The sequence below is a fragment of the Variovorax sp. GrIS 2.14 genome, from assembly GCF_046115955.1.
Lineage (GTDB): Bacteria > Pseudomonadota > Gammaproteobacteria > Burkholderiales > Burkholderiaceae_C > Variovorax.
Genome location: NZ_JBJXIA010000014.1, coordinates 105,848 through 124,856 on the forward strand (window position 1 = coordinate 105,848; position 19,009 = coordinate 124,856).

Below are 19,009 nucleotides of genomic sequence, written 5' to 3' on the forward strand. Positions count from 1 at the left end.
TACTAGCCGAGGTCAAGCAATTAACGCGCCAAAGAGCGCCTCAACGAGATTGATCAGGGAGTGATTCAAGTCATGCCACAGGGAGTGGATCTGAGCACACGCGTGCGTCGGTTTTGCGGCGCTGCGGGTGGGCGTTCGTGAGCACCGACGCGGAGTCGGACGCGGGGGTGCGCGGCCGCGGTGCCTTTGCCGCACTGGCGGGTTCGGTCGCTGGCGCTGTCGTGCAGTTGCAACAGGGCGAGCTCTGGAATGCAGTTGTTTACGCGGCTTTTCTGGCTGTCGGCGTGGTCGGGTTGTGCCTGATGGCACGGATTCGAGCGGACACGACCAGGCTCCGCAGTCTCCTGCTCGTCATGGCGTGTGCGGCGGGCATGCTGGCCGGCGCTGGGTCCGCCGGATGGCGCGCTGCAAGCTATTTGCGTGACGCGCTCGACCCGGCACTCGAAGGCCGTGATGTCGTGGTCGAGTGCGTGGTGGCGCAGATGCCGCAGCACAGTGAGACGGGCACGCGCTTCCGGTTGGAAGTCGCATCGGCACGATGGGCCATGCAAACGTCCGCGCCCGAAAACGACGACGGCCCGTCCGGGCCGACACGGGCTACACGGGTGGCACCGGCCGCACCTGTCGTGCCGCCGGGCATCGCTCTCGGTTGGTATGCCGCCAACACCTCGGCGTGGGGCAATGCATCCGACGATGGCGCGCGCACCCGGCCTGCCGCTGCACCCGGCCCCCTGCACGCAGGCGAACGCTGGCGCATGACCGTGCGGCTCAAGGCACCGCATGGCAGCTCGAACCCGCATGGCTACGACTTCGAGTTGTGGATGTGGGAGCAGGGCTTGCAGGCCAACGGCTACGTGCGCACCGGCGCGGGCGATGCGGCCCCCTTGCGCCTTGCCGATACATGGCAGCACCCAATCGAGCGTGGGCGCGAGTCGGTGCGCGATGCCGTGTTCACGCACGTGCCGGATCGCAAGTTGGCCGGCGTCATCGCGGCGCTCATCACCGGCGATCAGAACGCGATCGATCGAGCCGACTGGGATGTCTTTCGTGCCACCGGCGTCGCCCATTTGATGAGCATTTCAGGCTTGCACATCACCATGTTCGCCTGGCTTGCCGCGCTGCTGGTCGGCGCGCTGTGGCGGCGCAGTAACCGGCTCATGCTGATGTGGCCCGCGCCGCATGCTGCGCTGGTCGGTGGCGTGTTGTTGGCGGCGGGCTACGCGCTTTTCAGCGGCTGGGGCGTTCCATCGCAACGCACGATCTGGATGCTCGCAACGGTCGCGCTGTTGCGCCTGACGGGCCGGCGCTGGCCTTGGCCGCACGTCTGGCTGCTGGTCTGCGCGGTGGTGGTGGCGATCGATCCGTGGGCTTTGATGCAAGCCGGCTTCTGGCTCAGCTTCGTCGCGGTGGGCGTGCTCTTTGCGACCGATGGGGGTGCGGCCACTGTCGCCAGGGGTGGCGTGGCCGGCCATCTGGCTCGCACCTTGCGCGAGCAGTGGGTCGTCACGCTGGCGCTCACGCCGTTGAGCGTGTTGCTGTTCCAGCAGGTGTCGGTGGTCGGGCTGGCCGCCAATGCCATCGCGATTCCATGGGTCACGCTGGTCGTGACGCCGCTGGCGATGGGCGGCGTCGTCGTCACGCCGCTGTGGACCGTCGCGGCCTGGTCGGTGCAAGCGTTGGCGCTACTGTTGCAATGGCTCGCCTCGATGCCTTTCGCCACGGTGTCGATGGCGGTGCCGCCGATATGGATGGCGGTTTGCGGCGTAGCGGGCGGTGTGCTGGTGGCCATGCGGCTGCCCTGGTCGATGCGCTCCCTCGGCCTGCCGCTGTTGCTGCCGGTGCTGCTCTGGCAGACGCCGCGACCGCCAGGCAGCGAGTTCGAACTGCTCGCAGTCGATATCGGGCAGGGCAATGCGGTGCTCGTTCGTACCGCCACACACAGCCTCTTGTACGACAGCGGGCCGCGCTACAGCCTCGAAAGCGATGCCGGCCACCGCGTCATCGTGCCGTTGCTGCGCGCGATGGACGAGCGGCTCGACATGGTGGTCTTGAGCCACCGAGACATCGACCACACCGGCGGCGCGCCTGCGGTGCTGGCGATGCAGCCGCAGGCAGCACTGTTGAGTTCGATCGAGGCGACGCATCCGTTGCAGGCGCTGCGGCCAGCGGAGCGATGCGTTGCCGGAAAGCATTGGGAATGGGACGGTGTTCGCTTCGAGATACTTCACCCTCTCGCGGACGACTACACGCCGACGGCCAAGCCGAACGCGTTGTCTTGCGTGCTGCGCATCAGCAACGGCCGCGCCACCGCGATCCTTGCTGGCGATGTCGAGCGCGATCAGGAGGCTGCGCTGGTGCGACGCGAGCCGGGCCTCGCCGCAGACGTTCTGCTCGTGCCGCACCACGGCAGCAAGACCTCGTCGACCGCCGCCATGCTCGACGCCGTGTCCCCATCGCTTGCCATCGTGCAGTCGGGCTACCGAAACCGCTTTGGCCATCCTGCGGAAGAGGTGCGTGCGCGCTACGTGGCCCGCAATGCGGCAGTCGTCGACTCGCCGCACTGCGGGGCAGTGCACTGGCACAGCGAATCGCCACAGGCATGGAAATGCGAGCGCACGATCGGGCGTCGTTACTGGCATCACCACGTTCCTTAAAGCGTGCAGCAGCGCGTTTTCAGGCCTTGAACTTGCTAAGCTATGTGCGAAGGAGATTGGTCGTTCCATGCACAAATTCGACGAGATGTACGAGAAGCTTCCCTACGCGGGAGCAGCAATCCGCGGCCACTACCAGCGCTACGACCAATGGCTGGGCAAGCAACCCGGCGAGGTCATGCGCCAGCGCCGTGAAGAGGCCGAAATGATTTTTCGGCGCGTCGGCATCACCTTCGCCGTGTATGGCGCCAAGGACGAAGACGGCGCAGGCACCGAGCGTTTGATCCCTTTCGATCTGCTGCCGCGCATCATTCCGGCCCACGAATGGGAGAGCATGGAAAAGGGCCTGGTGCAACGCGTCACGGCGCTCAACCGGTTCTTGTACGACGTCTATCACGACCAGGACATCATCAAGGCCGGCATCATTCCGGCTGAGCAGATCCTGAACAACGCGCAGTTTCGCCCCGAGATGATGGGCGTGAGTCTGCCCAACAACATCTACTCGAACATCTCCGGCATCGACATCGTGCGTGCGCCCGATGCCGACGGCAACGGCGAGTACTACGTGCTCGAAGACAACCTGCGGGTGCCGAGCGGCGTGAGCTACATGCTGGAAAACCGCAAAATGATGATGCGGCTGTTCCCCGACCTGTTCAATCAGAACCGCGTCGCGCCCGTCGCGCATTACCCCGACCTTCTGCTCGAAACATTGCGCGCCAGCGCACCGGCGGCAACGGCCGAGCCCACGGTGGTCGTGCTCACGCCCGGCATGTACAACAGCGCCTACTTCGAGCATGCGTTCCTGGCGCAGCAGATGGGCATCGAACTCGTCGAAGGGCAAGACCTCTTCGTCAAGGACGACTTCGTCTACATGCGCACCACGCGCGGCCCGAAGCGCGTCGACGTCATCTACCGCCGCGTCGACGACGACTTCCTCGACCCTGAAGTCTTCCGCCCCACATCGACGCTCGGTTGCGCTGGCCTGATGCGCGCCTATCGCAACGGCAACGTGGTGATCTGCAACGGCGTCGGCACTGGCGTGGCGGATGACAAATCGATCTATCCGTACGTGCCCAAGATGATCGAGTTCTACCTCGGCGAAAAGCCGATCCTGAAGAACGTACCGACCTACATGTGCCGCAACAAGGACGAGTTGCAATACACGCTCGACAACATGAAGGACCTCGTCGTGAAGGAGGTTCATGGCGCCGGCGGCTATGGCATGTTGATCGGCCCGGCGGCGACGCAGGCCGAGATCGAAGAGTTCAAGAAGGCCGTCATTGCCAATCCCGAAGGCTACATCGCGCAGCCGACCTTGAGCCTGTCGACCTCGCCGACTTTCGTCGATGCCGGCATCGCGCCGCGTCACATCGACCTGCGGCCTTTCGTGCTGTCCGCCAAGGAAGTACAGATGGTGCCCGGTGGCCTGACGCGCGTGGCGCTCAAGGAGGGCTCGCTCGTGGTGAATTCGTCGCAGGGCGGCGGCACCAAGGACACTTGGATTCTGGAAGCCGAGCGTACGCCGCGCAAGCCTTCGCAGGCGCAGTCCCAAAGCCAGTCGGCTGCCGCGTAGACACGCGAAGCCTCGAAGAGAACAACGGAGAACATCGATGCTGTCACGCACCGCCGACCACCTCTACTGGATGTCGCGCTACACCGAACGGGCCGAGAACACGGCCCGCATGCTCGACGTCAACTACCAGACGTCGCTGCTGCCGCAATCGGCCGAAGTGGCCAAGTACGGCTGGCAAGGCTTGCTGTCGATCAGCGAGCTCCTGCCGGCGTACAACAAGAAGCACGAGCAGATCGTGCCCGGCGAGGTGATGGAGTTCATGGTCAAGGACGAGGGCAATCCGTCGTCGATCTTGTCTTGCCTGCGGGCTGCGCGCGAGAACGCACGGGCTGTGCGCGGCGCGCTTACCACCGAGGCTTGGGAGACGCAGAACACCACCTGGCTCGAAGTGAATCGCATGCTGCGTGCGGGCGACTTCGAACGTGACCCTGCGCAGTTCTTCGAATGGGTCAAGTTCCGCTCGCACCTGTCGCGCGGCGTCACGCTCGGCACGATGCTGCAAGACGAAGCGTTCTACTTTGCTCGCCTTGGCACGTTCTTGGAGCGCGCCGACAACACGGCACGCCTCATCGACGTCAAGTTCCATGCGCTGAACAGCGAGTTCTTCGGCACTGCGACTGAAGAAGATCAGGAGTACGACTTCTATCACTGGAGCGCGATCCTGCGCAGCGTGTCGGCCTTCGAGGTGTATCGCAAGGTCTATCGCGACGTCATCAAGCCCGAGCGCGTTGCCGAGCTGTTGATGCTACGCCCCGACATGCCGCGTTCTTTGCACGCGTGCCTGCACGAGGTCGTTAACAACCTCGCCAAGGTTGCCAATGACCAGAGCGCCGAGACGCAACGCCGTGCCGGCAAGCTGCTGGCCGACCTGCAGTTCGCGCGAGTCGACGAGATTTTGGCGACGGGGTTGCACGCGTACCTGACCCAGTTCCTGGATCGGGTGAACGAAATCGGTGGCCGCATCAGCCAGGACTTCCTGGTGCCGACGGCACACTGAGAAAGTGGAGGCCGTTGCGCGGCTGTCGCCTACCCGCACCGGGTGAGGCGGATGACGCTGCAACCAGTATGTCGGTTCTTAGACTTAGGCGTCCGAGAGGCGCTTATGACACTCCGTATCTATCTCGTCGAAGACCACCAGCGTATTCGCGACCAGTTAATCCCAATGCTGCAGGAGTTGCCGGACTGCCGAGTGGTCGGTGTGGCCGAATCGGAGGCCGATGCCTGCCACTGGTTGAATAACAACCAGGCGGCCTGGGATCTGGTGATCGCTGACTTGTTCCTGCAGGAAGGCTCTGGCCTCGCAGTACTGCGCTGCTGCCGCGACCGCAGGCCGCAACAACGCGTCGTGGTTCTGACCAACACCCCCAACACCAGCGTGCGCAAGTGGTGCAAGAAGCTGGGCGCCGACGCCGTGTTCGACAAATCCGAAGAGCTGGAAGCGTTCTACGCGTTCTGCGCTGCCTGAAATCTTTCAGGCGAGCGTTGCGCGACGTACTGCCTGTGCCCAGCGCGCCATTGCTTCTTCAGCCTGCGGCCGTTCCATCGTCGGCAAGAATCGCCGCTCCACTTTCCACAGCTTCGTGAGCTGTGCCACGTCGCTGTAGACGCCTGTCGACAGGCCCGCAAGGTACGCAGCGCCGAGGGCAGTCGTCTCGGTCACTTCGGGGCGCACCACCGGAATTCCGAGGAGGTCAGCCTGAAACTGCATCAGCAAATCGTTGACAGAAGCGCCGCCGTCGACGCGAAGTTCTGCCACCGGCTGGCCGCCCGCCGCAACCGCATCCCGGCTCATCGCCTGCAACAGTGCGGCGCTCTGGTAGGCAATGCTTTCAAGCGCGGCGCGAGCGATGTGCGCGACGGTCGTGCCGCGCGTGAGGCCAGTGATGGTGCCGCGCGCATCGGCATTCCAGTAGGGTGCGCCGAGTCCGGTGAAGGCCGGCACCATCATCACGCCGCCCGCGTCGGGCACGCTCTCGGCCAGCGACTGCACCTCGGCGCTGCCCTTGATTGCCTTCAGTCCGTCACGCAACCACTGCACGACCGCACCGCCGACGAAGACGCTGCCCTCCATCGCAAAGCGCGGCGTGGCGTCGATCTGTGCGGCGCTGGTGACCAGCAGGCCGTTTTGCGAGGGCCGGAATGCTTCGCCCGTGTGCATCAGCAAGAAGCAGCCGGTGCCGTAGGTGTTCTTGGCCATGCCGGCGTCAAAGCACGCCTGACCGAAAAGGGCGCTTTGCTGGTCGCCCGCAACGCCGCCGATCGGCAGCGATCGACCTAGCAAACCGGCGTCGATATCGGCGAAATGCGAGCTCGATGGTTGCACCGTGGGCATCAGCGAGGCGGGGATATCGAGGGCGCGGAGGAGGTCGGCGTCCCACCGGTTTTGGTGGACGTTGAAGAGCATGGTGCGCGATGCGTTGCTGACATCGGTGACATGCGCCTTGCCGCCGGTGAGCTGCCACATGAGCCAGCTGTCGACGGTGCCGAAAGCGAGTTCGCCCCGATCGGCCGCGGCACGTGCGCCGGGCACGTTGTCGAGCAGCCAGCGCAGCTTGGTACCGGAGAAGTACGCATCGATCACCAGGCCGGTCTTGTCGCGGATGGTGTCGGTGAGTCCGTCTTGGCGCAGTTGGGCGCACATCGGTTCGGCGCGGCGGTCTTGCCAGACGATGGCGTTGTGTACCGGCTCGCCGGTCTTGCGGTTCCACAGCACGGTGGTTTCGCGCTGGTTGGTGATGCCGATGGCGTGGATGTCCTTGGCGTCCAGCTTCGCCTTTGTGAGTACGTCGCGCGCCGTGGCGAGCTGGCTCCGCCAGATTTCGCGCGGGTCGTGCTCGACCCAGCCGGGCTGGGGATAGATTTGTGTCAGCTCCTGCTGCGCCAGCGCGACGATGTGTCCTTCTCGGTCGAACACGATGCTGCGGGAGCTGGACGTGCCCTGGTCGAGTGCAAGCAGATAGGGCGCGCCAGATGGCGTGCCGGAGTTCGTCGCGGAAGTCATGGCGGAAGCCTTCAATTGGCGCGAGCGATGTTGCAACGCACTTGTGCGCGCTCGAGCAGTGCGGGAAAGGGCGAGGGCGGATCGGCGTCGGTGAAAAGGCAATCGATCTGCGAAAGCGTGCCCAGTTCGATCATCGCGGGCCGGTTGAACTTGCTGGCATCGGCCGCGAGCCAGACCTCTCGCGCCTGCGCAATGATGGTCTGCGCGACCTTCACTTCACGCAGGTCGAAGTCGCGCAGCGAGCCGTCGGACTCGATGCTCGAAACCCCGATCAACGCGATGTCGACCTTGAACTGACGGATGAAATCGATGGTCGCTTCGCCCACGATCGCGCGGTCGCGTGCCCGCACCGAGCCGCCCGCGACGATGACCTCGCAAGCCGGGTTGCCACTCAGGATGGTCGCGACGTTGAGGTTGTTGGTGATCACGCGCAGCCCGGTGTGACGCAGCAGTTGTTGTGCGATGGCCTCGGTCGTCGTGCCGATGTTCAGGATCAACGAGCAGTCGTTCGGCACCTGCTCGGCGACGGCGCGCGCGATGCGTATCTTGCCTTCGGCGTTGAGAGAGGCCCGCTGCGGATAGCCGATGTTCTCGGTGGTCGAACTCGGCACGCGAACGCCACCGTGGAAGCGCGTCAGCAGACCTTCGTCGGCCAGCCGCTGCACGTCGCGGCGCACCGTCTGCAGGGTCACGCCGAGCATCTCGGCGAGCTGCTCGACCGTCACCGTGCCGCGGGCGCGCACGGTGTCGAGCAGGTTGATCTGGCGAGGGTTGGAGTTCACTGGGGAAGTGGTTGAAACGCGAGTCGTGTCACTTTAGAACGAAAAGAAACGAATCCGATTAAGGGAAAACTCTGACCCTAATCGCGTCGTAAGGAGCCAGAATGAAAAAAAACGAACACACGCAACCCCGATTGCGTGTTCGAAATCACAGCCAACCAGGCACCCTCGTGAGCGATATTTCTTCTTCACTGCCCGAATCCGAGACCGACTGCGATGTGCTCATCGTAGGCGGTGGCATCAATGGCTGCGGCATTGCACGCGACTTGGCCGGCCGCGGCTGGCGCGTGGTGCTCTGCGAAAAAGACGATCTCGCTGCGCACACTTCGTCGTCGTCGACCAAGCTCATCCACGGCGGTCTGCGCTACCTGGAGTATTACGAGTTTTCGATGGTGCGCAAATCCTTGCAGGAGCGCGAAGTGCTCCTCAAGAGCGCACCGCACATCATGTGGCCGCTGCGCTTCGTGATGCCGCACGACCCATCGATGCGACCTGCCTGGATGATCCGTCTCGGCCTGTTCATGTACGACCACCTGGCCAAACGCGAAGTGTTGCCCGGCTCGCGCAACATCGATCTGCGCAAGCACGCGGCGGGTGTGCCGCTCAAGAAGTCCTACCGGCGCGGCTTCGTTTATTCCGATGGCTGGGTCGATGACGCGCGGCTCGTGGTCCTCAACGCGATCGACGCACGCGCCAAGGGCGCCGAGGTACTGACACGCACCCGATGCATCAGCGCGCAGCGGGGCGCCGACCACTGGGTCGCGACGGTGGAGGGCCCCACGGGTCAACGGTCGATACGGGCTCGCGCGGTGGTCAATGCGGCCGGCCCGTGGGCGGAGGCGTTCTTGCGCGGTGTGGCGCATTCGGCCAGAGGCGAGTCGCTCGCAACCAAAAGTCTGCGGCTGGTCAAGGGCAGCCACATCGTGGTCAAGCGCCTCTTCGAACACGACCACGCCTACATCTTTCAGAACCCCGACAAGCGCATCATTTTTGCGATTCCGTACGAGCAGGATTTCACCCTGATCGGCACGACCGACATCGAGCTCACCGGTAACGATCCGGGTGCCGCAAAGATTGGTGACGACGAGATTTCCTATCTTTGCGACCAGGCCAGTCGCTACTTCGAGAAGCCCATCGTCCCCGCCGACGTCGTGTGGACCTACTCTGGCGTGCGGCCTTTGCTCGACGACGAATCGGGCGATCCTTCGGCCGTCACGCGGGACTACATGCTGGAGTCCAGCACGAATGCCGCGCCGCTGCTGTCGGTGTGGGGCGGGAAGATCACGACGTTTCGCAAGCTGGCGGAAGACGCTGCCGACGAGGTCGGCAAGATGCTGGGCGAAGACAGCACCAAGCGGCCCGCGTGGACCGATGGCGCCTTCATGGCGGGTGGCGACCTTTCTGGTTTTATCGGAGCGCCCACACGACCCGACGACGACTTCGAGCGTTTCGTCATCGCTGTCCAGGCCCGCTATCCCTGGCTGGAGGTGTCGCTGGCACGCCGGCTGGCGCGTGCCTACGGCGCTCGCGTGGTGGACCTTATCGGGCCGGCCGTGTCGATGCTGGACATGGGCGCCGCGGTCTCGCCCGGTCTGCACGAGCGCGAACTGCGCTTCCTGCAAGACCACGAATGGGCAGTGAACGCAGACGATGTCTTGTGGCGTCGCTCCAAGCTCGGTCTGCACTACACCTCGGTGCAACAAGAACAAGTCGCCGCCTGGCTGCATGCCAACGCGAAAAATAACTGACGCAGGGAGGCACTGAATGCAATTGACACTCGAGCGGGTCACCAAGAAGGTGGGTGCCCAAACATGGCTCTACGAGCAAAGCATAGCCCCGCGCAGCGGCGCCGTGACGGTGCTGCTCGGTGCCACGCAGGCCGGCAAGACCAGCCTGATGCGCCTGATGGCAGGCCTGGACACACCGACCGAGGGCAAGGTTTTGGTCGACGGAAAAGACGTCACCGGCATGCCGGTGCGGGAGCGTAATGTCGCGATGGTCTATCAGCAGTTCATCAACTATCCGTCGCTCACGGTGGCAGCCAACATCGCCTCGCCGCTGAAGCTGCGCGGTGAAAAGGACATCGACGCCAAGGTGCGGGCGCTGGCCGACAAGCTGCACATCGGCATGTTCCTGGAGCGCTTGCCGGCCGAGCTGTCGGGCGGCCAGCAGCAGCGCGTGGCGCTGGCGCGCGCACTGGCCAAGAACGCGCCGCTGATGCTGCTCGACGAGCCGCTGGTCAACCTCGACTACAAGCTGCGCGAAGGTCTGCGCGAAGAACTCACACAGCTGTTCGCCAGCGGTGATTCGACCGTGATCTACGCCACGACCGAGCCCGGCGAAGCGCTGCTGCTGGGTGGCTACACCGCGGTCATGGATGCAGGCGAACTGCTGCAGTACGGTCCCACTGCCGAAGTGTTCCACGCGCCGCAATCGCTGCGAGTGGCGCGCGCCTTCAGCGATCCGCCGATGAACCTGCTGGCCGGCACCGCCGTCGACGGCGGTGTCCAACTCACGACCGGCCCCCTGCTGCGCATGGCAGTGCCGCCCAACGTTTCAGGTGCGGTCACCGTGGGCCTGCGCTCGAGTGCGCTCAACGTCGGCGATGGGGAAGGCGACATCGCCTTGCCCGGCAAGGTCGAGCTGGCAGAGATTTCCGGTTCCGACACCTTCGTCCACGTCGAAACCGCCGTCGGCGAACTGGTGGCGCAGCTGACCGGCGTGCACCGCTTCGAGCTGGGTGCTTCGATCACCTTGTATTTCAGTGCAGCGCGTGCCTACGTGTTCGACGCGGCTGGGCAATTGGCGGTCGCGCCTGTGTGGCGCAAAGGAAGCTGACATGGCCCGCATCGACCTCGACCTGGCGCACGCCTACCGTGCCAACCCGACGCAAGACAGCGATTACGCGCTGCTGCCGCTCAAGATGAGCTTTCGCGATGGCGGCGCCTACGCGTTGCTCGGCCCCTCGGGCTGCGGCAAGACGACCATGCTGAATGTGATCTCGGGCCTGCTGGTGCCGTCGCAAGGCACCGTCACTTTCGATGGTCGCGACATGACACCTGCCAGCCCGCAGGAACGCAACATCGCGCAGGTGTTCCAGTTCCCGGTGATCTACGACACCATGACCGTGGCCGAGAACCTGGCGTTTCCGCTGCGCAACCGCAAGGTGCCGGCCGACCAGATCAAGAAGCGGGTCGGCGAAATTGCCGAGATGCTCGACATGAGCGGTCAGCTGAACCAGCGCGCGTCGGGGCTCGCGGCCGACGCCAAGCAAAAGATATCGCTCGGTCGCGGCCTGGTGCGCAGCGACGTGTCTGCCGTGCTGTTCGATGAGCCGCTCACCGTCATCGATCCGCACCTCAAGTGGCAGTTGCGACGCAAGCTCAAGCAGATCCACCGCGAACTGAAGCTGACGCTGATCTACGTGACGCACGACCAGGTCGAGGCACTCACTTTCGCCGAAGAGGTGGTGGTGATGACGCGCGGCAAGGCAGTGCAGGTGGGCAGCGCGGAGGCGCTTTTCGAACGGCCGGCGCATACCTTCGTTGGCCATTTCATCGGATCGCCCGGCATGAACTTTCTTCCTGCGCAAAGCATCGGCGGCGGTATCGAGGTCGCGGGAACACGACTCGCCGCGATGCGCGAACTGCCCGATGGTGCGCTCAAGCTGGGCATTCGTCCCGAGTACCTGCGCATGGCAGCGGCGCAAGCGCCCGGCGCCGTGCCCGCGACCGTCACTCAGGTGCAGGACGTGGGCACCCATTCGATGCTGAGCGCAGAGGCCGGGGGCACGAGGCTCAAGGCACGCCTCAGTTCAGAAACGCTTCCGCCGAAGGTCGGCGACACCGTCTGGCTCAAGGTGCTGGACGCCCACACCTGCTACTACCGCGACGAGGAATTGGTATGAGACGCTGGGCCGCTTTCAAAAGGAATAGCACCGAAGTGCGCAACACAAAGGTTTTGCCATGAGCACCACGACGAAACCTGTCAACCAGAAGGCATGGTGGCTCGTGCTGCCAGTGCTCATCTGCGTCGCCTTCTCGGCCATCATTCCGTTGATGACGGTGGTCAACTATTCGGTGCAGGACATCATCTCACCCGAGCGGCGCGTGTTCGTCGGAACCGAGTGGTTCGCCTCCGTGATGCGCGACAGCGAGCTGCATGAAGCACTGTGGCGGCAACTCACGTTCTCCATCGCCGTCCTGCTGGTGGAGATTCCGCTCGGCATCATGCTCGCGCTGTCGATGCCGGCCAAGGGATGGAAGTCGTCGGCGGTGCTGGTGCTGGTCGCGCTGTCGCTGTTGATTCCGTGGAACGTGGTCGGCACCATCTGGCAGATCTATGCACGAACCGATATCGGCCTGCTCGGTGCGACGCTGCAGTGGTTGGGGATCAGCTTCAACTACACCGGCGATTCGCTCGATGCCTGGCTCACCGTGCTGGTGATGGACGTCTGGCACTGGACGCCGCTGGTGGCGCTGCTCGGCTATGCCGGCCTGCGCTCGATCCCCGACGCCTACTACCAGGCGGCCCGTATCGACGGTGCGAGCAAGTTCGCGGTGTTCCGCTTTATCCAGTTGCCCAAGATGCGCGGCGTGCTGATGATCGCAGTGCTTTTGCGCTTCATGGACAGCTTCATGATCTACACCGAGCCCTTCGTGCTGACCGGCGGCGGCCCCGGCAATGCAACGACCTTTCTGAGCCAGTACCTTACGCAGAAAGCAGTGGGCCAGTTCGACCTGGGTCCGGCAGCAGCCTTTTCGCTGATCTACTTTTTGATCATCTTGCTGCTCTGCTTCATCCTCTACAACTGGATGCAACGGGTTGGCACGCAGCAGGTGGAGGTTGAGCAGTGAACGAAAATCGGTTTCAGAAACGCAGCATCTTTTTGGTGCTCTACATCGTGTTCGCGCTGTTGCCCATCTACTGGATGGTCAACATGAGCTTTAAGACGAACGAGGAAATCCTGTCGAGCTTCTCGTTCGTGCCGCATGCCTTCACCTGGGCGAACTACGTGAAGATTTTCACCGACGAGTCGTGGTACTCCGGTTACATCAACAGCCTGATCTATGTCGGCATCAACACGGTGATCTCACTCACCGTGGCGCTGCCCGCTGCCTATGCCTTCTCGCGCTACTCGTTCCTTGGTGACAAGCACGTTTTCTTCTGGTTGCTGACCAATCGCATGACGCCGCCCGCGGTGTTCCTGCTGCCGTTCTTCCAGCTCTATTCGACGGTCGGCCTGATGGACACGCACCTGGGCGTGGCGCTGGCCCACCTGCTGTTCAACGTGCCGCTGGCGGTTTGGATTCTCGAAGGCTTCATGAGCGGTATCCCGCGCGAAATCGACGAAACAGCCTATATCGACGGCTACTCTTTCCCGCGCTTTTTCATTCGCATCTTCCTGCCGCTGATCAAGGCTGGCGTGGGCGTGGCGGCGTTCTTCTGCTTCATGTTCAGCTGGGTCGAACTGCTGCTGGCGCGCACCTTGACGAGCGTGAATGCCAAGCCGATCGTGGCCACCATGACGCGCACCGTGAGCGCTTCGGGCATGGACTGGGCCACGCTGGCGGCAGCCGGTGTGCTCACTATCGTGCCGGGCGCGATCGTGATCTGGTTCGTGCGCCACTACATTGCCAAGGGCTTCGCGATGGGGAGAGTCTGATGTTTCAATGGATGGTCTGGACCACCCCGGTGGCCGTTTTCTTCTCGTGTATCGGCCTCATGCTGGTCGGTATGACGGTATGGGAATTCAAGTCGCCCACCACGTTGCGGCGCGGCTGGTTGCCGATCGAAACGACCCGTGGCGATCGCCTGTTCATAGGCTTGCTCACGGCAGCCTTTCTGAACCTCATCTTCATCGGCCTCGCGGGCAAGTTTCAAGAATGGATGAGCCTGGAAGCCGAGCCATCGATCTGGATCAGCTTCGTACTGTCGATGGGGGTGCTCGCATTGGTGATGCGAAAGGGCTGACTGAATTTCAGGAGGTGAATCCGGCTCGTTGCTTCCCCAGAGCCGCCGAGGATTCCAAACAGGAGGGGAAGCGACAACCGAGGAGACATTCAAATGAAGATGCGTTACAACGCCCTGGCTCTCGCGGCGGCGATGTTCGCCACGCACGGCGCATGGGCTGGCGAGGCGGAAGCCAAGAAGTGGATCGACACCGAATTTCAGCCGTCGACCTTGTCCAAAGACAAGCAGATGGAAGAGATGAAGTGGTTCATCGATGCGGCCAAGAAACTTCAAGCCAAGGGCGTGAAGGAAATCTCGGTCGTGTCGGAGACGCTGACGGTCCACGAATATGAATCGAAGACGCTGGCCAAGGCTTTCGAAGAAATCACCGGCATCAAGGTCAAGCACGACATCATCCAGGAGGGCGATGTGGTGGAGAAGCTGCAGACCTCGATGCAGTCGGGCAAGTCGATCTATGACGGATGGATCAACGACTCCGACCATATCGGTACCCACTATCGCTACGGCACCGCACTGGCGCTGAGCGACCAGATGACCGGCGCCTGGAAGGATTACACCAATCCCGGGCTCGACCTGAAAGACTTCATCGGCACCAGCTTCACCACGGCGCCCGACAAGAAGCTGTACCAGTTGCCGGACCAACAGTTCGCCAACCTGTACTGGTTCCGCGCCGACCTGTTCGCGCGCAAGGACCTGCAGGACAAGTTCAAGGCCAAGTACGGCTACGACCTCGGCGTACCGATCAACTGGTCGGCCTACGAAGACATCGCGGCCTTCTTCAGCGAAGACGTGAAGACCATCGACGGCAAGCCGATCTACGGTCATATGGACTACGGCAAAAAGGACCCGTCGCTGGGCTGGCGCTTTACCGATGCGTGGCTGTCGATGGCTGGCGCCGCCGACAAGGGCATCCCGAACGGCTTGCCAATCGACGAGTGGGGTATCCGTGTCGCAGCCGACAACTGCACCCCGGTTGGCGCCGCTGTGTCGCGCGGCGGTGCGACGAACTCGCCTGCTTCGGTCTATGCGCTGACCAAGTACATCGACTGGATGAAGAAGTACGCGCCCAAGGAAGCCATGGGCATGACCTTCGGTGAGTCCGGACCGGTGCCAGCGCAAGGGCAGATCGCGCAGCAGGTGTTCTGGTACACCGCCTTCACGGCCGACATGATCAAGCAGGGCTTGCCTGTGGTGAACGCCGACGGTACGCCCAAGTGGCGCATGGCTCCCGGCCCGCATGGCCCGTACTGGAAAGACGGCATGCAGAACGGTTACCAGGATGTGGGCTCGTGGACTTTCCTGAAGTCCAATGACCCAGACCGTGCGACCGCAGCATGGCTCTACGCGCAATTCGTCACCTCCAAGACGACTTCGCTGAAGAAGTCGATCGTCGGGCTGACCTTCATCCGTGACAGCGACATTCGCTCCGACTATTTCACGCAGAACGCGGCGAAGTACGGTGGCCTGATCGAGTTCTATCGCAGCCCGGCCCGGGTGGCGTGGACGCCGACCGGCAATAACGTGCCCGACTATCCGAAGCTGGCCCAGCTCTGGTGGAAGAACGTGGCCGTGGCCGTGACGGGCGAGAAGACGCCGCAGGCCGCCATGGACAACCTGGCCAACGAGATGGACGACGTGATGGGTCGCCTGCAGCGCGCTGGCATGGCCAACTGCCCGCCCAAGCTCAATCCGAAGAGCGATCCTTCGAAGTGGCTGAGCAGCGAACATGCGCCCTGGAAGAAGCTTGCGAACGAAAAGCCAAAGGGTGAGACGGTCGCCTACGAAAAGTTGTTGACCGCATGGAAGGAAGGCCGCGTGCGCTAAACCCGCATCGGCTCGCCGACCTCGCCCCGTACCCGCCTCGTGCGGGGCTCGCGCCCTGTAGATCTCTGTGATCGGCAGGGCGTTTTGCCGACCGCAGGCGGCATACTCCAACGCGCTCCCATGAACATCATTTTTCGTTGCGATCCCGCATTGATCGACTTGCTGCCGCGCCCCGTGGCGGCCAAGGCGATGCTGCCGGACTGGTTGCGCCGGATGGCGCCGAGGGCAGAGTCGGCGGTGCACCAGCGCAGCATTCGCACCGTCAAGCAGTGCCCGCCCTTCGTCGACGCAATGACGCACGGCTTCATGTTGCTGCTGCCTTGCGACGTGACGGTGAAGGCGGGGCAGTTCAGCTGGGACTGGCCATTGCCCGCGCTGACCGTGCCCGGTCACCCGCGCGCGCCGCTCAGTTTTCATGTGCCCGAACAGATCGCCGGTTCACCGCTTGCGCACGGTGGGCGGTCGGCGCTCAAGTTCAACAGCTTCTGGACCGTCGAGCTCGATGCCGGCTGGTCGCTCATGGCGGTGCATCCGGTCAACCGCGACGACCTGCCGTTCAGGCTGGTGACAGGGCTCGTCGACGCCGATCGATTCAACGATGTCGGCATTAACTTCCCGGCGGTGTGGATCGATCCCGCGTTCGATGGCGTGTTGCCGCGTGGCATGCCGGTCGCGCAGTGCTACCCGGTACCGCGGGAGGTGATGACGTTGTCGTGCGAGGCGATGTCTGCCGAACGCGTCGCCGCCTACGAAACCGTCGCCACGAAAATCATGGCCGGGCCGGGCGTCTACCGCAAGGGCTATCGCAGCAAACGCGTGAGCTGAGTTGCCGGCTCATGTGGTGGTACCGCGTAGTGCGGCGCGCAAATCATCGAGGTTGAGCCAGAGACGGCCGGCACTCGGCGTCGACAGCGCATGCGCGATGCGCCCGAAAGTGTCTTCGCGCAAGTGGTACGCGCGGCCGTAGGCGTCCATGGCCTCGTCCATCCGGCCTGCCTCCTGCAGCACGATGCCGAGATTGACTTCAACTTCCGCCCGGGGCGGCGCCACGCGCAGCAGCTTCCGGAGCGCTTCGGCCGCACCGTCGAAGTCGCGCAAATCCTGCCGCACCAGCGCGAGTTCGAACCACGCCTTGCCGTTCGCCGGTGCCAGCGCAGCGGCCCGCGACAGCGCGTGCGCCGCGTCGGCAAGGCGGCCTTGCGCCCGCGCCACGCCGCCCGCTACGAGAAGCGACGGCGCATGGTCCGGGCGCGCCATCAAGCTGGCAGCGATGTGCCTGCGGGCGTCCTCTAGTTGGCCGGCGTCGAACTCCAGCTGGGCGAGCAGCTGAAGCACCGCGGGGTGCGTGGGATGCGCAGTCAGCGCATGGTCGCAAATGACCCGTGCGCGGTCGGGTTGCCCGGCGTTGACATGAAGGATCGCGAGTTCGAGAAACTTCTCTGCGGGGACCGGAGGCGTGTCCATCGCTCAGCCGATCGCTGTGCGCAAGTTGAGCTTCGCCTGTGCTTCGCAGGCGGCGTGCATGCCGGGCGTGGCGTAGAGCGGATCGCGATCAAAAAAGTGCCGAAGGATATTTCGTCGGCGCGGTTCGAAAACCTCAGGCGGCACATGCGCGTATTCGGCACGGATCTGCCGCTCGTATTCGTCGAAGCGCTCAGTCGGCGCGCCGAGCACCGACAGGTCGATGTCGACAAGCAGCTTTGCATCGTGACCTTCCGGAACGGCATCGTGCCGGGTGGCCAGGATCAGCGAATGAATGCGAGCCGCAGCGTCGACCGAAACACCCGCGGTTATCAATGCGTCACGTGCCCAGTCGGCGCTGCGCTCTTCGTTGTCGTGAGCGTGCACGTCGTAGATTGCATCGTGGAACCACAGCGCCAGTGCGATCTCCGCGGGACGTTCCGCTGCATCCTTTTCGCGCTCGAACCAGGCGATGCATTCGGCCAGATGCTGCAGTGAGTGGTAGTGGCGCTGCGGCTCGGCCCATGCAGTCATCAGTGTTCCAAACAGGGCGGGGGAGGACGACAGGCCGAGCGTCGCCCAAGTCGCCCGCCAGTTCGCGAGCAGCGTGTCGTGGGTGTCTGCAGCGACGTCTTGCACGGGTCCCATCAGCGCATCGCCGCCTTGATCTCGTCGCCCAGTTCGAGCACCGACATCGCGTAGTAGCTGGACCAGTTGTAGCGCGTGATGGCGTAGAAGTTCTCCGTGCCGGCGACGTAGGTCGGCGCATCGCCGCCGTTCTGCAGTTCGATCAGTGCGAGCAATCCGGCGTACCGCGTCGCGTCGCCCTGAAGCACGCCACCGGCCGCGCTGAAGCTGTCTGCGCTGAAGGTCGGAAGGATGTCGGGCGCGAGCAAGATCGCCTTCTTCAGCCGCGTTTCATCGAAGCCGACCGGGAAGGTCGCGGGCCGCCCCGGCAACCAGTGGAACGCCTTGAAGTAGTTGGCGACGGAGCCGATCACATCGTCGGGGCTGTTGACCAGGTCGATGCGGCCATCGCCATCGAAATCGACCGCGTACTTGGCGATGCTGCTGGGCATGAACTGCGGCATGCCCATGGCGCCGGCGTAACTGCCGAGCGGCGCGAGCGGATCGGCAGCGGTGCGACTTTCGGTGCTCAAAAAGCTTTCGAGCTCGCCGCGGAAGAAGGCCTGGCGCTCGGCTGCACGCGGATGGCCTTGCGGAAAGTCGAACGATAGCGTGGCCAGCGCATCGATCACACGGAAGCGACCCATATCGCGCCCGTAGATGGTCTCGACGCCGATGATGCCGACCACGATTTCCGGCGGCACGCCGTAGGTGGCTTCGGCGCGTGCCAACGCATCCGCGTGGGCGCGCCAGAAGCGAACGCCGGCCGCGATGCGCACCGGGTCGATGAAGCGGCTGCGGTAGACGCGCCAATTCTTCAGCGTGCCGACCGGCGCCGGCAGCATCAGGCGCGGCACGTTCGACAGATAGCGTGCGCTGCCGATGGTGGCGCGCACCCATTCGCGATCGAGGCCGCGCCGTGCGGCCACGTCGTCGGCGAACTGCATGGCGTCGTCGCGGTTCGCGTAAGGGATGCCGCCACGCACGACGGCCGGGCCGGTGGCAGCCGTCGTCGCGATCGTGCGCTTGGCCGGCGCCTTTTGCGCAGTCGCCGGCGTCGCGACGGTGCAGGTGCCGAGCATGACGACGATAAAAGAAGTGAGCTTCGAAAGAGAACAGC

General features: G+C 63.8%; 17 protein-coding genes. 12 read left to right on the plus strand and 5 right to left on the minus strand.

The annotated features are described in order from the left end of the window. Nucleotides 1-137 precede the first annotated feature (137 nt). From RCH10_RS20590 to RCH10_RS20605, 4 genes are all read left to right on the plus strand, one after another. Nucleotides 138-2,654 carry a DNA internalization-related competence protein ComEC/Rec2 gene (locus RCH10_RS20590; protein WP_409053826.1) on the plus strand — a complete coding sequence of 839 codons (2,517 nt, stop codon included), beginning with the start codon at nucleotides 138-140 and terminating at the stop codon, nucleotides 2,652-2,654. Nucleotides 2,655-2,721: 67 nt separating this feature from the next. Next, on the plus strand, nucleotides 2,722-4,224 hold the full coding sequence (locus RCH10_RS20595) for a circularly permuted type 2 ATP-grasp protein (RefSeq protein ID WP_323499059.1): 1,503 nt from the start codon (nucleotides 2,722-2,724) through the stop codon (nucleotides 4,222-4,224). 37 nt (nucleotides 4,225-4,261) lie between these two features. Next, on the plus strand, nucleotides 4,262-5,221 hold the full coding sequence (locus tag RCH10_RS20600) for an alpha-E domain-containing protein (protein ID WP_187051468.1): 960 nt from the start codon (nucleotides 4,262-4,264) through the stop codon (nucleotides 5,219-5,221). Nucleotides 5,222-5,326: 105 nt separating this feature from the next. Then, nucleotides 5,327-5,689 carry a response regulator gene (locus tag RCH10_RS20605; RefSeq protein WP_323499061.1) on the plus strand — a complete coding sequence of 121 codons (363 nt, stop codon included), beginning with the start codon at nucleotides 5,327-5,329 and terminating at the stop codon, nucleotides 5,687-5,689. A 6-nt stretch (nucleotides 5,690-5,695) separates the two neighbouring features. Here the strand turns inward: RCH10_RS20605 and glpK are convergent, their stop codons facing one another. Then, nucleotides 5,696-7,225, minus strand: a complete 1,530-nt coding sequence (glpK, locus tag RCH10_RS20610) for a glycerol kinase GlpK (protein ID WP_409053827.1) — start codon at nucleotides 7,223-7,225, stop codon at nucleotides 5,696-5,698. A gap of 11 nt (nucleotides 7,226-7,236) precedes the next feature. Further along, entirely contained in the window at nucleotides 7,237-8,007 is a 771-nt protein-coding gene (locus RCH10_RS20615; protein WP_323499063.1) for a DeoR/GlpR family DNA-binding transcription regulator, read from the minus strand. A 101-nt stretch (nucleotides 8,008-8,108) separates the two neighbouring features. On the opposite strand from RCH10_RS20615, the gene glpD reads away from it, so the two are divergent. From glpD to RCH10_RS20655, 8 genes are all read left to right on the plus strand, one after another. After that, a complete protein-coding gene (gene glpD, locus RCH10_RS20620; RefSeq protein ID WP_409053828.1) occupies nucleotides 8,109-9,752 on the plus strand; it encodes a glycerol-3-phosphate dehydrogenase in 1,644 nt (547 codons plus the stop codon). A 16-nt stretch (nucleotides 9,753-9,768) separates the two neighbouring features. Then, nucleotides 9,769-10,842, plus strand: coding sequence for an ABC transporter ATP-binding protein (locus RCH10_RS20625; protein WP_323499065.1), 1,074 nt, complete (start codon nucleotides 9,769-9,771; stop codon nucleotides 10,840-10,842). Between the two features lies 1 nt (nucleotide 10,843). Continuing rightward, entirely contained in the window at nucleotides 10,844-11,911 is a 1,068-nt protein-coding gene (locus tag RCH10_RS20630; protein ID WP_409053829.1) for an ABC transporter ATP-binding protein, read from the plus strand. A gap of 58 nt (nucleotides 11,912-11,969) precedes the next feature. Then, a complete protein-coding gene (locus tag RCH10_RS20635) occupies nucleotides 11,970-12,860 on the plus strand; it encodes a sugar ABC transporter permease (protein WP_323499066.1) in 891 nt (296 codons plus the stop codon). Next, complete coding sequence (locus RCH10_RS20640; protein ID WP_187051476.1) at nucleotides 12,857-13,669, plus strand: carbohydrate ABC transporter permease; 813 nt, start codon at nucleotides 12,857-12,859, stop codon at nucleotides 13,667-13,669. The genes RCH10_RS20635 and RCH10_RS20640 overlap by 4 nt, the downstream gene beginning before the upstream one ends. Then, a complete protein-coding gene (locus RCH10_RS20645; protein ID WP_323499068.1) occupies nucleotides 13,669-13,977 on the plus strand; it encodes a DUF2160 domain-containing protein in 309 nt (102 codons plus the stop codon). The genes RCH10_RS20640 and RCH10_RS20645 overlap by 1 nt, the downstream gene beginning before the upstream one ends. A 93-nt stretch (nucleotides 13,978-14,070) precedes the next feature. Beyond that, the gene (locus RCH10_RS20650; protein ID WP_409053830.1) at nucleotides 14,071-15,801 is read left to right on the plus strand and encodes an ABC transporter substrate-binding protein; all 1,731 of its coding nucleotides are present in this window, start codon (nucleotides 14,071-14,073) and stop codon (nucleotides 15,799-15,801) included. Nucleotides 15,802-15,921: 120 nt separating this feature from the next. Then, nucleotides 15,922-16,626: a hypothetical protein gene (locus RCH10_RS20655; RefSeq protein ID WP_323499071.1), complete on the plus strand. Its 705-nt coding sequence runs from the start codon at nucleotides 15,922-15,924 to the stop codon at nucleotides 16,624-16,626. Nucleotides 16,627-16,635: 9 nt separating this feature from the next. On the opposite strand, the gene RCH10_RS20660 is transcribed toward RCH10_RS20655, so the two are convergent. From RCH10_RS20660 to mltB, 3 genes are read right to left on the minus strand one after another with little or no spacing between them, the layout of a single operon-like run. Next, nucleotides 16,636-17,265 carry a tetratricopeptide repeat protein gene (locus RCH10_RS20660; protein WP_323499073.1) on the minus strand — a complete coding sequence of 210 codons (630 nt, stop codon included), beginning with the start codon at nucleotides 17,263-17,265 and terminating at the stop codon, nucleotides 16,636-16,638. Nucleotides 17,266-17,268: 3 nt separating this feature from the next. Next, the gene (locus RCH10_RS20665; protein WP_409053831.1) at nucleotides 17,269-17,910 is read right to left on the minus strand and encodes an N-methyl-D-aspartate receptor NMDAR2C subunit; all 642 of its coding nucleotides are present in this window, start codon (nucleotides 17,908-17,910) and stop codon (nucleotides 17,269-17,271) included. Beyond that, nucleotides 17,910-18,971, minus strand: a complete 1,062-nt coding sequence (gene mltB, locus RCH10_RS20670) for a lytic murein transglycosylase B (protein WP_409053850.1) — start codon at nucleotides 18,969-18,971, stop codon at nucleotides 17,910-17,912. Before mltB ends, RCH10_RS20665 begins: the two co-directional genes overlap by 1 nt. Nucleotides 18,972-19,009 lie beyond the last annotated feature (38 nt).

What these genes read in the sequence shown, in the direction of transcription:
- mltB (WP_409053850.1), bottom strand. Translation starts at nt 18,971, where the DNA reads ATGCTCGGCACCTGCACCGTCGCGACGCCGGCGACTGCGCAAAAGGCG.
- RCH10_RS20655 (WP_323499071.1), top strand. Translation starts at nt 15,922, where the DNA reads ATGAACATCATTTTTCGTTGCGATCCCGCATTGATCGACTTGCTGCCG.
- RCH10_RS20625 (WP_323499065.1), top strand. Translation starts at nt 9,769, where the DNA reads ATGCAATTGACACTCGAGCGGGTCACCAAGAAGGTGGGTGCCCAAACA.
- RCH10_RS20660 (WP_323499073.1), bottom strand. Translation starts at nt 17,265, where the DNA reads ATGGACACGCCTCCGGTCCCCGCAGAGAAGTTTCTCGAACTCGCGATC.
- RCH10_RS20650 (WP_409053830.1), top strand. Translation starts at nt 14,071, where the DNA reads ATGAAGATGCGTTACAACGCCCTGGCTCTCGCGGCGGCGATGTTCGCC.
- RCH10_RS20665 (WP_409053831.1), bottom strand. Translation starts at nt 17,910, where the DNA reads ATGGGACCCGTGCAAGACGTCGCTGCAGACACCCACGACACGCTGCTC.
- RCH10_RS20635 (WP_323499066.1), top strand. Translation starts at nt 11,970, where the DNA reads ATGAGCACCACGACGAAACCTGTCAACCAGAAGGCATGGTGGCTCGTG.
- RCH10_RS20630 (WP_409053829.1), top strand. Translation starts at nt 10,844, where the DNA reads ATGGCCCGCATCGACCTCGACCTGGCGCACGCCTACCGTGCCAACCCG.
- glpK (WP_409053827.1), bottom strand. Translation starts at nt 7,225, where the DNA reads ATGACTTCCGCGACGAACTCCGGCACGCCATCTGGCGCGCCCTATCTG.
- RCH10_RS20645 (WP_323499068.1), top strand. Translation starts at nt 13,669, where the DNA reads ATGTTTCAATGGATGGTCTGGACCACCCCGGTGGCCGTTTTCTTCTCG.
- RCH10_RS20595 (WP_323499059.1), top strand. Translation starts at nt 2,722, where the DNA reads ATGCACAAATTCGACGAGATGTACGAGAAGCTTCCCTACGCGGGAGCA.
- RCH10_RS20605 (WP_323499061.1), top strand. Translation starts at nt 5,327, where the DNA reads ATGACACTCCGTATCTATCTCGTCGAAGACCACCAGCGTATTCGCGAC.
- glpD (WP_409053828.1), top strand. Translation starts at nt 8,109, where the DNA reads ATGAAAAAAAACGAACACACGCAACCCCGATTGCGTGTTCGAAATCAC.
- RCH10_RS20600 (WP_187051468.1), top strand. Translation starts at nt 4,262, where the DNA reads ATGCTGTCACGCACCGCCGACCACCTCTACTGGATGTCGCGCTACACC.